The 14,885-nt window shown below is 62.7% G+C and carries 15 protein-coding genes; 6 read left to right on the top strand and 9 right to left on the bottom strand.

The genetic code is table 11. The annotated features are described in order from the left end of the window. Positions 1–33: 33 nt before the first annotated feature. Positions 34–3,612 carry an indolepyruvate ferredoxin oxidoreductase family protein gene (locus tag GWC77_RS19120; protein ID WP_173259615.1) on the bottom strand — a complete coding sequence of 1,193 codons (3,579 nt, stop codon included), beginning with the start codon at positions 3,610–3,612 and terminating at the stop codon, positions 34–36. A gap of 353 nt (positions 3,613–3,965) precedes the next feature. On the opposite strand from GWC77_RS19120, the gene GWC77_RS19115 reads away from it, so the two are divergent. Beyond that, a complete protein-coding gene (locus tag GWC77_RS19115) occupies positions 3,966–4,172 on the top strand; it encodes a hypothetical protein (RefSeq protein ID WP_173259613.1) in 207 nt (68 codons plus the stop codon). Between the two features lie 109 nt (positions 4,173–4,281). Here GWC77_RS19115 and hppD read toward each other — a convergent pair whose 3' ends face one another. Then, the gene (gene hppD, locus GWC77_RS19110; RefSeq protein WP_173259611.1) at positions 4,282–5,379 is read right to left on the bottom strand and encodes a 4-hydroxyphenylpyruvate dioxygenase; all 1,098 of its coding nucleotides are present in this window, start codon (positions 5,377–5,379) and stop codon (positions 4,282–4,284) included. Positions 5,380–5,543: 164 nt separating this feature from the next. Here hppD and GWC77_RS19105 point away from each other — a divergent pair, with 164 nt between their 5' ends. Then, positions 5,544–6,035 carry an Lrp/AsnC family transcriptional regulator gene (locus tag GWC77_RS19105; RefSeq protein WP_173259609.1) on the top strand — a complete coding sequence of 164 codons (492 nt, stop codon included), beginning with the start codon at positions 5,544–5,546 and terminating at the stop codon, positions 6,033–6,035. Between the two features lie 16 nt (positions 6,036–6,051). On the opposite strand, the gene GWC77_RS19100 is transcribed toward GWC77_RS19105, so the two are convergent. From GWC77_RS19100 to paaA, 7 genes are all read right to left on the bottom strand, one after another. Continuing rightward, positions 6,052–6,717, bottom strand: a complete 666-nt coding sequence (locus GWC77_RS19100) for a GNAT family N-acetyltransferase (protein ID WP_173259607.1) — start codon at positions 6,715–6,717, stop codon at positions 6,052–6,054. A gap of 240 nt (positions 6,718–6,957) precedes the next feature. After that, the gene (locus GWC77_RS19095) at positions 6,958–7,572 is read right to left on the bottom strand and encodes a TetR/AcrR family transcriptional regulator (RefSeq protein ID WP_173259605.1); all 615 of its coding nucleotides are present in this window, start codon (positions 7,570–7,572) and stop codon (positions 6,958–6,960) included. A gap of 135 nt (positions 7,573–7,707) precedes the next feature. Continuing rightward, positions 7,708–8,796: a 1,2-phenylacetyl-CoA epoxidase subunit PaaE gene (paaE, locus tag GWC77_RS19090; RefSeq protein ID WP_173259603.1), complete on the bottom strand. Its 1,089-nt coding sequence runs from the start codon at positions 8,794–8,796 to the stop codon at positions 7,708–7,710. A gap of 2 nt (positions 8,797–8,798) precedes the next feature. Further along, a complete protein-coding gene (paaD, locus tag GWC77_RS19085) occupies positions 8,799–9,386 on the bottom strand; it encodes a 1,2-phenylacetyl-CoA epoxidase subunit PaaD (protein ID WP_173259601.1) in 588 nt (195 codons plus the stop codon). A 10-nt stretch (positions 9,387–9,396) separates the two neighbouring features. Continuing rightward, a complete protein-coding gene (gene paaC / locus GWC77_RS19080) occupies positions 9,397–10,200 on the bottom strand; it encodes a 1,2-phenylacetyl-CoA epoxidase subunit PaaC (protein ID WP_173259599.1) in 804 nt (267 codons plus the stop codon). A gap of 7 nt (positions 10,201–10,207) precedes the next feature. Next, the gene (gene paaB / locus GWC77_RS19075) at positions 10,208–10,492 is read right to left on the bottom strand and encodes a 1,2-phenylacetyl-CoA epoxidase subunit PaaB (protein WP_173259597.1); all 285 of its coding nucleotides are present in this window, start codon (positions 10,490–10,492) and stop codon (positions 10,208–10,210) included. A gap of 60 nt (positions 10,493–10,552) precedes the next feature. After that, entirely contained in the window at positions 10,553–11,551 is a 999-nt protein-coding gene (gene paaA / locus GWC77_RS19070) for a 1,2-phenylacetyl-CoA epoxidase subunit PaaA (protein ID WP_173259595.1), read from the bottom strand. A 233-nt stretch (positions 11,552–11,784) separates the two neighbouring features. On the opposite strand from paaA, the gene GWC77_RS19065 reads away from it, so the two are divergent. The 4 genes from GWC77_RS19065 to GWC77_RS29155 all read left to right on the top strand — a co-directional run. Continuing rightward, positions 11,785–12,129: a cupredoxin domain-containing protein gene (locus tag GWC77_RS19065; protein WP_173259593.1), complete on the top strand. Its 345-nt coding sequence runs from the start codon at positions 11,785–11,787 to the stop codon at positions 12,127–12,129. Positions 12,130–12,150: 21 nt separating this feature from the next. After that, positions 12,151–12,978, top strand: coding sequence for an FTR1 family protein (locus GWC77_RS19060; protein WP_173259591.1), 828 nt, complete (start codon positions 12,151–12,153; stop codon positions 12,976–12,978). 123 nt (positions 12,979–13,101) lie between these two features. Further along, on the top strand, positions 13,102–14,388 hold the full coding sequence (locus GWC77_RS19055; RefSeq protein WP_173259589.1) for an SGNH/GDSL hydrolase family protein: 1,287 nt from the start codon (positions 13,102–13,104) through the stop codon (positions 14,386–14,388). 304 nt (positions 14,389–14,692) lie between these two features. Further along, positions 14,693–14,885 (top strand): hypothetical protein (locus GWC77_RS29155; RefSeq protein WP_217283340.1); only part of this gene is annotated, 193 nt, incomplete at its 3' end.

Genomic DNA, 14,885 nt, shown 5'->3' with positions numbered 1-14,885 from the left:
GGAAGCCGCCTTTTTTAATCGCTGCGGTGCTGGCTAGGCAGCGTGACGCGCCACATCCGCCTTATGCCAGCGCGCGACGAGGTCGGCCCACTTCACGCGTACCGCCCGCAGATTGTTCTCCTTCACGTGACCGTAGCCGCGAATCCCGTCAGGCAGACTCGCAAGCTCGATGGCGAGCGCGCGATTATCGGCGTTGAGTCCGCCGATCAGCTCGCGTACGAGCGCCTCGTATTCGCCGATCAACGCACGCTCCGTGCGACGCTCCTCGGTCTTGCCGAACGGATCGAGCGCCGAGCCGCGCAGGAACTTCAGCTTGGCCACCACCTTGAACGCCGACGACATCCATGAGCCGTATTGCTTCTTGATCAGACGGCCGTTCGCATCCTTCTTCGCGAGAAGCGGCGGGGCCAGATGGAAGTTCAGCTTCCAATCGCCTTCGAACTGAGCCTGCAATTTGGCGATAAACGCGGGGTCCGTCTGCAGCCGCGCGACCTCGTACTCGTCCTTGTAGGCCATCAGCTTGTGGAGATTGCGCGCTACGGCTTCGGTCAGCGGCTCGTTGGCGGTCTCGCCTTCGATGTTGCGCTCCGCCGCGCGCACCGCATCGACGAGCGAGCGGTAACGTTCGGCATACGCGGCATTTTGATAAGCGGTGAGGTGCTCGATGCGCTTGGCGATGAGGGCATCGAGGGCCTTTTTCGTATGGAGCGTGATCACGGTGGCGCCCGCCGTTTCGCGCGCGGCTGCCGGGTTGACGGCTTGCTGCACGCTGGCCGGGTCGTGAGCCGCACGACGGCCCCACTCGAACGCCGCGATGTTTTTCTCCACCTGCACGCCGTTGAGCTCGATGGCGCGCACGAGCGAGCGGTGCGAGAGCGGCAGCCAGCCGCGCTGCCACGCATAGCCGAGCACGAACGGGTTCGTGTAGATCGCGTCGCCAAGCAGCGCGACGGCGAAACGGTTCGCATCGACGAAATCGACGGCGTCGCCCGCCGCCGCGCGCACGTCGTTCTCGGTGCTCGATCCCGGGAAGGTCCAGTCCGGGTTCTTGATGAAATCGGCCGTCGGCGTCTTCGAGCTGTTCACGACGACGCGCGTTTGCCCATACTGCATCCGCGACGTGCATTCGTCGCTGGCCGTCACGATCGCATCGCAGCCGATGACGAGTTCGGCTTCGCCCATCGCGATCCGCGTGGCATGAATATCCGCGGGCGCATTGGCGATCTGCACATGGCTCATGACCGCGCCGCCTTTTTGCGCGAGTCCCGTCACATCGAGTACCGTGACGCCCTTTTGTTCGAGATGCGCGGCCATCCCGATGAGCGCGCCGATCGTCACGACGCCGGTTCCGCCTACGCCCGTGACCAGGACGCCATAGGGGCGCCCGATTTCGGGCAGTACGGGTTCAGGGACCTCGGGCAGTTCACCCGCATCGGCACCGAGCGGCTTCGGCTTGCGTAGCTGCCCGCCTTCCACGGTCACGAAGCTCGGGCAGAACCCCTTCAGACACGAGAAGTCCTTGTTGCAACTCGACTGATTGATCTGCCGCTTGGTACCGAACTCGGTTTCGAGCGGTTCGACGGACAGGCAGTTCGACTGCACGGAGCAATCGCCGCACCCTTCGCAGACCGCCTCGTTGATGACGACGCGCCGCGCCGGATCGGGAAACTGCCCCTTCTTGCGGCGGCGCCGCTTTTCGGTCGCACAGGTCTGGTCGTAGATGAGGATCGTCGTGCCGGGGATCTCCCGTAGCTCGCGTTGTACAGCATCGAGCGTATCGCGATGATGGATCGTCACACCGGGCGCGAGCAGCGTCGTGCCGTCGTACTTCTGCGGCTCGTCGGTGACAATGACGATCTTGGCCGCGCCTTCGGCAGCGAGTTGGTGCGTGATCTGCGGCACCGTCAGCACCCCATCGACGGGTTGCCCGCCCGTCATTGCGACCGCGTCGTTGTAGAGAATCTTGTAGGTGATGTTGACCTTGGCCGCGATGGCGGCGCGAATGGCGAGCAGTCCAGAATGAAAGTAGGTGCCGTCGCCCAGATTCGCAAACACGTGGTTGTCGTTCGTGAACGGGGCTTGCCCGGTCCAGGCCACACCTTCGCCGCCCATCTGACTGAAAGTGCTCGTGTTGCGGTCCATCCAGACGGTCATGTAATGGCAGCCGATGCCGGCCATCGCGCGCGAGCCTTCCGGCACATTCGTCGACGTGTTGTGCGGACAGCCCGAGCAGAACCACGGCTTGCGCTCGATCGCGACGCGCGGCTTGGCGAGGGCCTTTTCCTTGGCGTCGATGACGGCAAGGCGCGCCGCGATACGCGCGCGCACGTCGGCAGGCAGATCGAATTTCTCGAGACGCGTGGCAATCGCCTTCGCAATCAATGCGGGCGAGAGCTCGTAATGCGCCGGCAGCAGCCAGTTGCCCATCGGCACCGACCATTCGCCGCCCGCGCCGTCTTTTTCGTCGAACTTGCCGAACACGCGCGGACGCTGGCCGTCGGGCCAGTTGTAAAGCTCTTCCTTGATCGCATACTCGAGAATCTGTCGCTTCTCCTCGACGACGAGGATCTCCTGCAATCCTCGCGCGAACGCATGCGCGCCTTGCGCTTCGAGCGGCCAGACGCAGCCCACCTTGTAGAGCCGAATGCCGATGCGCGAGCAGGTTTCGTCATCGAGTCCGAGGTCGACGAGCGCCTGGCGCGTGTCGAGATAAGCCTTCCCGCCGGTGATGATGCCGAAGCGCGCTTGCGGCGAATCGATCTCGATGCGATCGAGCTTGTTCGCACGGACGTAGGCAAGCGCGGCATACCACTTGTAATCGAGCAGCCGGGCTTCCTGCACGAGAGGCGGATCGGGCCAGCGGATGTTCAGGCCGCCTTCGGGCAGCACGAAGTCGCTCGGCAAGACGATCTGCGTGCGTTGAGGATCGATATCGACCGAGGCCGACGACTCGACGACATCGGTCACGCATTTCATCGCGACCCACAAGCCGGAGTAACGGCTCATCGCCCAGCCGTGCAGGCCGAAATCGAGGTATTCCTGAACGTTCGACGGAAACAGCACCGGCAATCCGCACGCCTTGAAGATATGCTCGGATTGGTGCGCGAGCGTCGACGATTTGCAGGCGTGATCGTCTCCGGCCAGCACGAGCACACCGCCCAAGCGCGAAGAGCCTGCCGAATTGCCATGTTTGAGCACATCCGCCGAGCGATCGACGCCGGGGCCCTTGCCGTACCACATCGAGAAGACGCCATCGTATTTGGCGCTCGGGTACAGATTGACCTGCTGCGTGCCCCATACGGCCGTGGCGGCGAGATCTTCATTGACGCCGGGCTGAAAGACGATGCGGTGGCCCGCGAGATGTTTCCCGGCCTTCCAGAGCGCGAGGTCGAGTCCGCCGAGGGGGGAACCCCGATAACCGGATATGAATCCCGCGGTATTGAGCCCTGCAGCCTGATCGCGCGCTTGCTGCAGCATCGGCAGCCTGACGAGCGCCTGGATGCCGCTCATATAGGCGCGGCCGTGTTCTAGGATGTATTTGTCGTCGAGCGTGACGGAAGACAACGCGGCTTCGAGCGAGGCTCGCTGGCCTGCGTCTAGCGGGGCATTCATTATGTGGACTCCTCCAACCTGTTTGGGATCGCCAAAACTTCGTGGGCGTCGGCATCTTGTGGACGCGTCGGCCGGGGCCGCCATATTGACGGTTTTTTGCAGATGGTAGCACTGGGAGAAACCCGCCGCAGGACATCAAAAATCGCCGATACGCGGCAAAGCCGCTCGGAGCGCGCGTTGATGACGTCTCCTAACGGAGGCGCCGTATCCGTCTGTAACCGACGTAACGCGCTGTATGGAAGATGGAACCGCGGCGGCGCCCCTGGTCTAATTGCGTTCTCGCTGGAAGACGCGAGTGCCGTAAACGACTCGCGCCTCGCTGCATCGGGCGCGAAAGAGAAAAAGGAGTACAGATGAACAAACGAAACGTTCAGAGCTTTCTGATGGTTTCCGCCGCATTTTTTGCCATGAACCTTCCGGTTCGCCCAACGAGCGCCGCAACGCCGGGGAGCCTGGCAGCCGCTGTGTCGCACAGCGCACGCATGGCCGGCGCGGGTGCGGATCAACATGCCTCGGGGGAAGCGTCCCCTGACGAGGAAGCATTCGCCGCGCGTCGCTGAGATCGCCTCGGCTCGACGCGCGCTCAAACAGACGAGCACGGAAGGGCGGAACGCTTGCACCACTGCGGGCGTTCCGCCTTTTTCGTTGTTGGGCGCCAGTGTCCCCGTATCAGCCCTTGTCGTGCACGACGCCCCGCCGGATCTGATCGAGTTCGATCGATTCGAACAACGCCTTGAAATTGCCCTCGCCGAACCCTTGATTGCCCTTGCGCTGAATGATCTCGAAGAAGATCGGGCCGATCTGGTTTTCGGTGAAGATCTGCAGCAGCAGATCGTTCTTCGCGCCGTCGATCAGTATCTTGCGGCGGCGCAGTTCGTCGAGCGGCTCGCCATGTCCGGGAACGCGCTTCTCGACGAGCTCGTAATAGGTATCGACCGTATCGAGCAACTGGATGCCGCGCTCGCGCAGGCCATCGACCGTGCGATAGATATCGTTCGTGCCTAGCGCGATGTGCTGAATGCCTTCGCCGTGATAGGCGTCGAGGTACTCCTGAATCTGCCCGGCCGTCTCCGAACCTTCCTCGTTGATCGGAATGCGGATCTTGCCGCACGGCGATGTCATGGCTTTCGATTTGACGCCTGTCACCTTGCCTTCGATGTCGAAGTAGCGGACCTCGCGGAAGTTGAAGAGCCGCTCGTAAAAGGTGGCCCACTCGCGCATGCGGCCGCGATGCACGTTATGCGTGAGATGGTCGATATAGGTGAGGCCGTGGCCGACCGGATTCGGATTCGCGCCGGGAATCGGCTCGAAGTCGACGTCGTAGATATCGATATCGCCGACACTGCCGGCCGCGGCACCGTGCTTGCCGCGCCAACGGTCGACGAAATAGATCAACGAATCGCCGACGCCCTTGATGGCGGGGATGTTCAACTCCATCGGCCCCGTCTTGTTATCGAAGCCCCAGGCGCCCAGTTCGAGCGCATGCCGGTACGCCTTGGCTGCATCCTTGACCCGAAAAGCGATGGCGCAGATCGACGGCCCGTGCAGACGCGCGAAACGCTGAGCGAACGAGTCGGGCTCCGCGTTGACGATGAAGTTGATGCCGCCTTGGCGGTAAAGCGTCACGTCTTTGTGACGGTGCCGCGCGATGGCTGCGAAGCCGAGCCGCTCGAACAGTTTGCCGAGCGCTTTCGGATCGGGAGCCGTGTATTCGATGAATTCGAAACCGTCGGTGCCGACGGGGTTCTCCCACGTTTGAAACTGCATGCGTGTCTCCTATGGGCGGTCCGCGCCCACCGGGACACGCGCCGCAACGCCTACGGATAGACGCAAGTGTATAGCTCGACGTGCGGCAAAATGTTGCGAATTGCGATCCAGCTGACTACGATTGCGCAACTTACTGCCAACGATGGCGTTTCAGGACGATGAAAATGGCCCAAATCGAACTCGATGCGGTCGACCGGCGCATTCTCGCCATTCTTCAGGAAAATGGGCGGGCATCGAATCAGGACATCGCGGAACGCGTGAATCTATCGCCGAGCCCGTGTTTGCGCCGGATACGGCGCCTCGAGGAGGCCGGCGTGATTCGCGGCTACGTCGCGCTGCTCGATGCGCAAAAGCTCGGCCTCGGGCTGCTCGCCTACGTGAACGTGCGTCTGGAAAAACGCGGCGGCGCGACGGGGCGGGCGGGGACGACCCACGCGGAACTCTTTCGCGCCGCGGTTCAGGCTTGGCCCGAAGTCGTCGCCTGTCATGCGATGACGGGCGAGATGGACTATCTGTTACGCGTGCAGGTGCAGGACATGGTGCATTTTTCGCGCTTCGTGCAGGATCAGTTGCTGCACCACCCGTCCGTCGTCGATGTCAAAACGAGCTTCGCGCTGGAAAGCTTCAAGGAAACGACGGCATTGCCGATCGTCTGAAGCGCGTACCGCGCCGTTACGCGAGCGCGTCCGTAGGCAGCAGAGCTTCGATGATTTCGGTCGTGCGCTGCGTCTGGCGTTTGATCGCGTAGTCGAACGCTGCAGCCTGTTCGTGGAGCATTTCGGAGAGGATGCTGGTCTGATCCGCGGGCGGCAGCGTCAGATAGGCGTCCGCGCTGCCGTAAGCGTATTCGATGCGCATTCCGGCTTTCTTCGCGATATGCATCATCGTCGTATTGCGCGACAGACAGTACATATACAGCGTGGTGACGTGCGTATTGCGGCAACGCATGGTCGCGCGCTCGAAAAGCCGCGTGCCGATACCTTTGCCGCGCGAACGTTCGAGCACGGAAACGCCGAATTCGGCCGTACGTTTTTCGCCCTCGGCGGGAAGGTAGGCCAAGTGGCCCACACCGACCACCTCGAGCGCGCTGTCGAATACGCCAAAGACGGTGTCCCGCTCGAAATCGATCGTGCGGACATAGTTTTCGATGACCTGATCGGATGCGGTCTGGCCAAAGCGCAGGAGGCGATCGTCGGACTGCAGCGCCAGAAAGTGAGCGAGCAGGCGCTCGCGGTCGCCGGCCGTCAGTTCCCGGACGAGAACGAGTTCACGACCGTTGTCTTGCGAACGCCAATCGTTGCGGTCCTTCGAGGCGGCGCGGGGGCGGTGCGTGTTCATAGGCTTCTCCCAATATCTGGCGGGCGCATTGCTGCGTCGCAGTGCGAATTCTACTTGAAACGCATGTTTGACACTGGGGAAAACCCGTATTTTTGCCGAGGGGCAGCTCTAACGGGCGAAGATGGCTTTGTATAACTTATTGATTCTAAATGGAAAGATAGGTTTGTTGCTTTTCGGGCACAGGAGTGATTGAAGGCCGCACTTTCGCCATTGAAATGCTGCAATGCAGCGTCGCGGAAGTCAGGCGGCGTCGCCAGGTGCCGCGAGACCTCGTTCCAGCACATCCACGACTTGCGCGGCGAAGTCCTCATAGCGGAGACGTCCGCCGGGTTTGAGCCAGGTGAAGGTCCAATTGATCATGCCGAAGACCATCATCGTGACCGACGTCTGGTTTTCCTTCGTGACCCGTTCGGGATACGCGCGCGCGAGCTGGCGCGCGAAGGCGGCGACGACGTCGCGCTGCCGATCGAGGATCACCTCGCGCTGAGTGTCGACGAGATATTTCACGTCGTTGAGCAATGCGATATGGCGGCTGTGCGAGGTTTCGTACTCCGCCAGGAATGCCCGGATCAGTTCGGCGAAGGTCTGACGCTCGGAGAGGCCACGACGCTGGCTCGAACCTTCGACCTCCGCGATGATGAGCATGAGCCGCAGCGTGTACCGGTCGAGGAGGTCGAACAGGATCGCTTCCTTGCTCTCGTAATAGTGATAGAGGCGTGCTTTCGACGTGCCGCTGGCGGCCGCGAGATCGGCCATCGACGTGCTGGGGTAACTCGTTTGCGCGAATTTGGCGGCTGCCAGTTCGAGGATCTGGTCGCGCTGGGCTTCGTGATCGGGTGCTCGGGTACGGGCCATGAACTCGTGACGATGAAAGTAGCAAGCTTGCGGCGGTGAAACGCGAAACGCCGCGCGACGCGGCTTGTCGAGCTGCGTCGCGCGGCGGGTCGCCCGCTCGGGCCGCTAGTTTAAGCCAAACGCCGCCACGCCCGGTCAGCGCTCGTCATAGCTGACTACCACCCGTTCGCTGACCGGATGACACTGGCAAGTGAGTACGAAACCGTCGCGGATTTCCTGCTCTTCGAGCGTGTAGTTCTTATCCATCTTTACTTCGCCCTCGATCACCCTCGCCCGGCACGTGCAGCACACGCCGCCCTTGCAGGCGTAAGGCAGCGCGAGCCCCGCATGCAGGCCGACGTCGAGCAGGCTCGGACCATCGTAAGGCAGGCGCAGCTTGCGACGTTTGCCGTCGAGCACGATTTCGAGGTCGGCAGCGGGCGTTTGCTCCGTGATTTCGACCACGGGCGCTCCGGCCTGCGGCAGCGGCGTACCGAACCGTTCGACATGGATGCGGTCTGGCGCGAGACCGGCGGCTGCGAGCGCGCGCTCGGCCGCATCCATCATCGGAGCCGGCCCGCAAATGAACGCTTCGTCGATGGCGGATGCAGGTATCAGCTCGTCGAGAAACGCCTTGCACTTGGCTTCGTCGAGCACGCCATTGAATAGTTCGACCTCTTGAACGTCGTCCGACAGCACGTGATAGAGCGCGAAACGGCTCATGTATCGGTTCTTCAGATCCTCGAGCAACTCGGCAAACATGATCGAGTCGACATCGCGGTTCCCGTAGATGAGCGTGAACCTGCTGCGCGGTTCCATCTCGAGCGTCGTCTTGACGATCGCGAGCACGGGCGTGATGCCCGAGCCCCCCGCGAACGCGACGTATTGCTTGCCGTGCTCGGCGTTCAAATGCGTGAAGAAACGTCCATCGGGCGTCATCACATCGATCGTATGGCCCGGTTGCAGCGTCTCGAATGCGAAATTCGAGAACCGCCCGCCCCGCACGCGTTTGATGCCGATGCGCAGTTCGCCGTCGCGCTCGTAGTCGGTGACGCCGACGCAGATCGAATAGGACCGCCGCATCTCGACGCCATCGACATGGGTTTTGAGCGTAACGAACTGGCCTTGCGTGAACCGATAGGCGTCGCGCAGTTCGGGCGGCACCTCGAAGGAAACGGAGACCGCATCGGCGGTTTCGGGCCGCACCTCGCGGATGCGCAGCGAATGAAATTGCGGGGTCGCCATGTTCAGTAGGGTTTGAAGTAATCGAAGGGTTCGCGGCAATCGAGGCAACGATAGAGCGCCTTGCATGCTGTCGAGCTGAATTGCGCGAGCCGTTGCGTTTGGGCGGAGCCGCAGCGCGGGCACGGCGGCGCTTCGTTCGCGCGCGGCGCGAAGCGGATGACGCGCTCGGCACCGGATCCCTGGGCCGGATCTGCCGCCGCGGACCCGGTGGGCGGTGCGATGCCGTATTCGCGCAGTTTTTCGCGCGCTGCCTCCGTGATCCAGTCGGTCGTCCATGCCGGCGCCAGGACCGTTTCGATGCGATAGGGCGCGAGGCCTTCGGCATCGAGCGCGCGGCCGATGTCCTCGGTGATCTGCGACATGGCCGGGCACCCCGAATAGGTCGGCGTGATGACGACTTCGAGCGTGCCGTCGGTCGCTCGTCTCACCTCTCGCAAGATACCGAGATCGCGGATCGATACGACCGGAATTTCGGGATCCGGCACCGCTTCGAGCGCATGCCATGCTCGCGCGAGCTCGTCGCCCGGCGCGTTCGCACGAGTGCCGGCGCGGTAGCCGGCACGATCGGAAGTATTGGATGCGTGGTGCATATCGGTTCGCTTACCAGCTCGCGCCGGGGTGGCGGCGCGCGAGAGACTGCATTTCGGCAAGCAGAAAGCCCATGTGCTCCGAGTGCTCCCCATGCTTGCCAGTACTGACATGTCCCCCGACGGGGGGCATGACGAGCGTCGCTTCGTCGAGCGTGCGCGCGACTTCGGCGCGCCATGCGTCTTCGAACGTCGCTGTGCGCACGCCGACTCCTGCGGCGGCGACCTGGTCTTCCACGGCGTCGGCATCGAAGAATTCGCGCGTGTAAGGCATCAGGTAATCGAGCGCCGCTTGCGCGCGCCGGTGCGATTCGTCGGTGCCGTCTCCGAAGCGCACGAGCCAGTCCTGCGCGTGATGCAGGTGGTAACGGGTTTCCTTGACCGACTTCGAGGCGATGGCGGCCAGTTGGGCATCGAGCGAAGCCTCGAGCGCGCGCCAGATGTACGCCATGAGCGCCGAGTAAAGAAAGTTGCGCACTATCGTGACTGCATAGTCGCGCGGCGCCTGTGCCGTTGCGCCGAGCGGTCCCGCATGCGGCAGTTCGAGCAGCGTGTAGTTGGCGAAGGCGCGTTCGTCGCGAAAATAGGCGTAATCGTCCTCGGTCTTCACTGCGCCCGTGAGCGTCAATTCGAGCGCGGCCGCATGCGAATAGAGCAGCCTCGCTTGCCCGATCAGATCGAGGCTCATGTTGGCGAGCGCGATGTCCTCTTCGAGCACGGGGCCGTGGCCGCACCACTCGGCGTTTCGCTGTCCGAGGATGAGTGCGTTGTCCGCGAGGCGCAGGACATAGGCGAGATGTTCGAGCGTGATGGTCATGGGGCGATTACATGTGATTGACTTCGTCCGGCAGCGTATAGAACGTCGGATGGCGATAGATCTTGTCGCCGGCGGGATCGAACATCTCGCCTTTGTCGTTGGGATCGGAAGCCGTGATCGCCGCGGCCGGCACGACCCAGATGCTCACGCCTTCCTGGCGCCGCGTATAGACGTCGCGCGCCATGCGCAATGCCATCGACGCATCCGCCGCATGCAGACTGCCGCAGTGCTTGTGATCGAGCCCTTGCTTGCTGCGCACGAACACTTCCCAGATCGGCCATTCTTTGTTCATCGAAACACTCCTCGAATGCGTGATTTGCGGTTACGACCCGACGCCTCGCGTGGCAAGGCGTCAGGCGGCGCGTTGCTGCGCGCGCTGGCGCTGCTTTTCCTCATGGGCGAGGGCCGCTTCGCGCACCCAGGCACCGGCCTCGTGCGCTTTGACGCGCGTGGCGAGCCGTTCCTTGTTGCACGGGCCGTCGCCATTGAGGACACGTTTGAATTCTTCCCAGTCGATCGCGCCGAAATCGTAATGACCGCGCGCTTCGTTCCATCGCAGGTCGGCGTCGGGCAACGTCACACCGAGCACTTTCGCTTGTTCGACGATCGCATCGACGAACTTCTGCCGCAGATCGTCGTTCGAGATGCGCTTGATGCCCCACTGCGCCGATTGATTGCTGTGCACCGAGTCCTTGTCGCTCGGGCCGAACATCATGAGCACGGGCCACCACCAGCGATCGACTGCTTGCTGCACCATGGCGCGCTGGGCATCCGTGCCTTTCATCATCGCCAGCAGCGCATCGAAGCCCTGGCGCTGATGAAACGACTCTTCCTTGCAGATGCGGATCATCGCGCGCGCGTAGGGCCCATACGTGCAGCGGCATAGCGGAATCTGATTCATGATCGCCGCGCCGTCTACGAGCCATCCGATCACCCCAACGTCCGCCCAGGTCGGCGTCGGGTAGTTGAAGATGCTCGAATATTTGGCACGGCCGGCATGCAGCGCGTCGATCAGCGCATCGCGCGACACGCCGAGCGTTTCGGCCGCGCTGTACAGATAGAGTCCGTGGCCGCCTTCATCCTGGACCTTGGCGAGCAAAATCGCTTTGCGCTTCAGGCTCGGCGCTCGGCTGATCCAGTTGCCTTCGGGCAGCATGCCGACGATCTCGGAATGCGCGTGCTGCGAAATTTGCCGCACGAGCGTCTTGCGGTAGGCATCGGGCATCCAGTCCTGCGGTTCGATCTTGCCGTCCGCGGCGATGACGGCATCGAAGCGGGCTTCGTCCGGCGTTCCCGAACCGCGTTCGGCGGGCGCGACGTTACCCGGAATATCCAGGGATTGGGTGTACATGGGGTTAAGCGCTCCTGCTCGATCGGTCTCGGTCATGGCGATTATAAATCAACCGACCGGTCGGTCAATAAAATAACGCGTGCATCTCGATGCCAGAGGCGTCGCAGGGCGCTGCGACGTCGCTCCGGGCGCGCACGTGCGTAAGCCATGCGACCCGCATGGATATGTCGTTGAGGATGAGAATCGCTCGTATTATCCTTCTCATTATTAAACGTCGAAACCTCGATTCCTCCATGAAAACCACCCGCGCCTTCGCCGTCCCCGTTCTCTTGTTCGCCGCCGCGGCCCTCGCCCCATCGAGTGCGTTTGCCGCGGACGATTCGTACAGCCTGACGTTGAAGGACCACAAATTCGCTCCGGATGGGCTGACCATTCCGGCCGGCAAGAAGGTCAAGATCACGGTGAAGAACCTCGATTCGACGCCGGCCGAATTCGAAAGCGACGACTTCAAAGCCGAGAAAGTGATTCCCGCCGGCAAGCAGGTCGACATCCTGGTGGGCCCGCTGAAAGCCGGAACCTATGAGTTTCACGACGAGTACCATGAAGCCGAATCCAAGACCCGGCTGACCGTCAAGTAACAACCTCACTGCGCGCCGATCATGCTCTCCACCGCTCTCATCGTTTTTCGCGAGGTTCTCGAAGCCGCGCTGGTCGTCTCGATCGTCCTCGCGGCCACCAAAGGGGTGCCTCGTCGCGGCAGGTGGGTCGGCGGCGGCCTGGTTGGCGGCGTCGTGGGCGCGGGCCTCATCGCGGCCTTTGCCGACGTGATTTCGTCGTGGGCATCGGGCATGGGTCAGGAGGTGTTCAATGCGGGCGTGATGTTCGTCGCGGTCGTCATGCTCGCATGGCACAGCATCTGGATGGGCAAGCACAGTCGCGAAATGGCGCGGCAGCTTTCGGCGATCGGTAAAGCCGTCGCCGCCGGCAGCACGCCGCTGACCGGGCTGGCCATTGTCGTCGGCGTTGCGGTGCTGCGAGAAGGCTCTGAAGCAGTGCTCTTTCTGTATGGGATCGCCGCGGGGGAGCCTGGGCAGACGTCCCAGATGATCGTGGGCGGGCTGCTCGGCATTATCGGCGGCGTCGGCCTCGGTGCTGCAATGTATGCGGGATTGCTGCAGATTCCGCTGAAGCGCCTGTTCGGTGTCACCAACGGACTCATCGTTTTGCTGGCCGCCGGCATGGCGAGCCAGGGAATGGGTTTCCTTCTCGCGGCCGGTCTCGTGCCATCGTGGGGCGATACGGTTTGGGACACTTCCTGGCTGCTCCGTGAAACCAGCATCGTCGGCAAGATGCTTCATACGCTCGTCGGCTATACGGCGCGCCCGGCCGGGATCCAGGTCGTGGCCTACGTCGCAACGCTCGTCACCATCGTTTTTCTCGCTCGCATGGTCAGCAGCCCACGGCGCGCCGTGCGTCAGGCCGCGTAGGCGGTCCTCCGGCCCGGTATGGGGTGATGCCGCCCGTGGAATCCAATGGGTTGCAGGGCCGCCGCCGGATAGCGGCGTCGTCGGAATGGTGCACAATCTGCACTTTTTCGACGGACTGATTTCATGCGTTACCGCTTTTCGAAGGTGCTCGGCGCGCTGGGCTGTTCGATGCTGCTGTGCTTGGCGGCAGCGGATGCGTCTGCCGCGGAGCCTGTCAGAGGTGGCCAGTCGCAATGGGTGGAGGCTTGGGCGACGGCGCTACAGTCGATTCCCGAGTTGCGCAACCCGCCGCCGCTTTATCGTGCCCCCGATGTCGGCAACCGGACCGTTCGAGAGATCGTCTATCCGACCCTGTCGGGCGAGCGCGTTCGGCTGCGCCTGAGCAACGCTTACGGACGTGCGCCCTTGGTATTGACGGACGTGCGACTTGCGCGTTCGGCGGCGGGCGCGGCGACGAAGCCGCCCGCATCGGCACCGGTCACCTTCGGCGGACACGCATCGATCGAGCTGCTGCCGGGCCAGGAGATCGAAAGCGACGCCATCCCCTTCAAACTCGATGCCGGGCTCGCCTATGCGATCAGTGCGCATGCTGCGCCCGGACAGGTGCTTGGCGCCTGGCATCGCGTCGCAAACCAGGTGAACTATGTTTCCGCGCCAGGCGATCATGCCGGCGATCCGGGCGCGAGCGCTTATCCGACGCGTTTTACGGAGCACGCGTGGGTGACGGGCATCAGTGTCGAGACCGTCGGGGCGTCGGCCATTGCGGCGATCGGCGATTCCATCACGGACGGGATGCGTTCGAGCCTCGACCAGAACCGGCGCTGGCCTGACGCCTTCGCGCGCCGCCTCGCGCAGGCGGGCGAGCGCTCGACGGCGGTGCTCAATCTCGGCATCAGCGGCAACCGTCTTCTGAGCGATTCGCCGTGCTACGGCGAGGCGCTCGAACGTCGCTTCGGGCGCGACGTGCTGGCGCGCCCCGGTGTAAGGGCGACGATCGTGATGATCGGAATCAACGACATCAATTTTGCGTCGATGCCTCCGCGCAAGGGACTCGATTGCGACGAGCCGCATACGCAGGTCGCGGCGCGCGACTTGATCGAGGGCTATCGCCGGTTGGTTGCCGCATCGCATGCGCGCGGCATCCGGATCTTCGGTGCGACGCTCACGCCCGCATCGCTGCCGGCGGGGCGCGAAAGCGTGCGTCAGGCGGTCAACGGTTGGATCCGCACGGGTGGGGGTTTCGATGGCGTGGTCGATTTCGATGCGGCATTGCGTGACAGCGCCCGCCCCGATCGGCTGCGCGCCGAGTACGACAGCGGCGACCACATCCATCCGAGCGACGCCGGGTACGCGGCGATGTCGCGTGCGGTCCCACTGGACGCCGTCGTGGCGGCCGCGCGCGTGCGCTGAAAAATATTGGGTTCACAGGCTTGTCATGCGAGTCTGCTTGGCCTACTATTCGCATCCTCTTTGAGAGGCGCAGGATTGCAGCGTGCCGCGGTCGACGGGTTTTAAGCGAAGCGAGAAAAAACCAGTTGACGATGTACGAGAAGGGCTGCATAATCTCGCTTCTCTGCTGCTTGAGCAGCAACGCAAGACGGTGAGCTGGGGTGGTGATGACGGCGAGCGGTTGAGCGACGCGATCTTTAACAATTCACAGTCGATAAGTGTGGGCACTTGATGCGGCGAGCGGCATGTGACTCTTCGGAGTGATGTGCACAAGCGAAAGTATCAAGTCTCACACAGTATTGAGGAAGGTTTCGAGCTATCCAGCAATGGATGGAATCGAAAACACGTCAGTACGTTGAGTGAGCGACCGACTCGTAAAGAGTCGAAAACAGTAACAGGTATTGAACTGAAGAGTTTGATCCTGGCTCAGATTGAACGCTGGCGGCATGCCTTACACA

It is taken from the genome of Paraburkholderia sp. NMBU_R16 (assembly GCF_013282575.1).
GTDB lineage: Bacteria > Pseudomonadota > Gammaproteobacteria > Burkholderiales > Burkholderiaceae > Trinickia.
The sequence above is the reverse complement of the archived record's forward strand: the minus strand, read 5'-3'. Positions and strand labels throughout refer to the sequence as shown.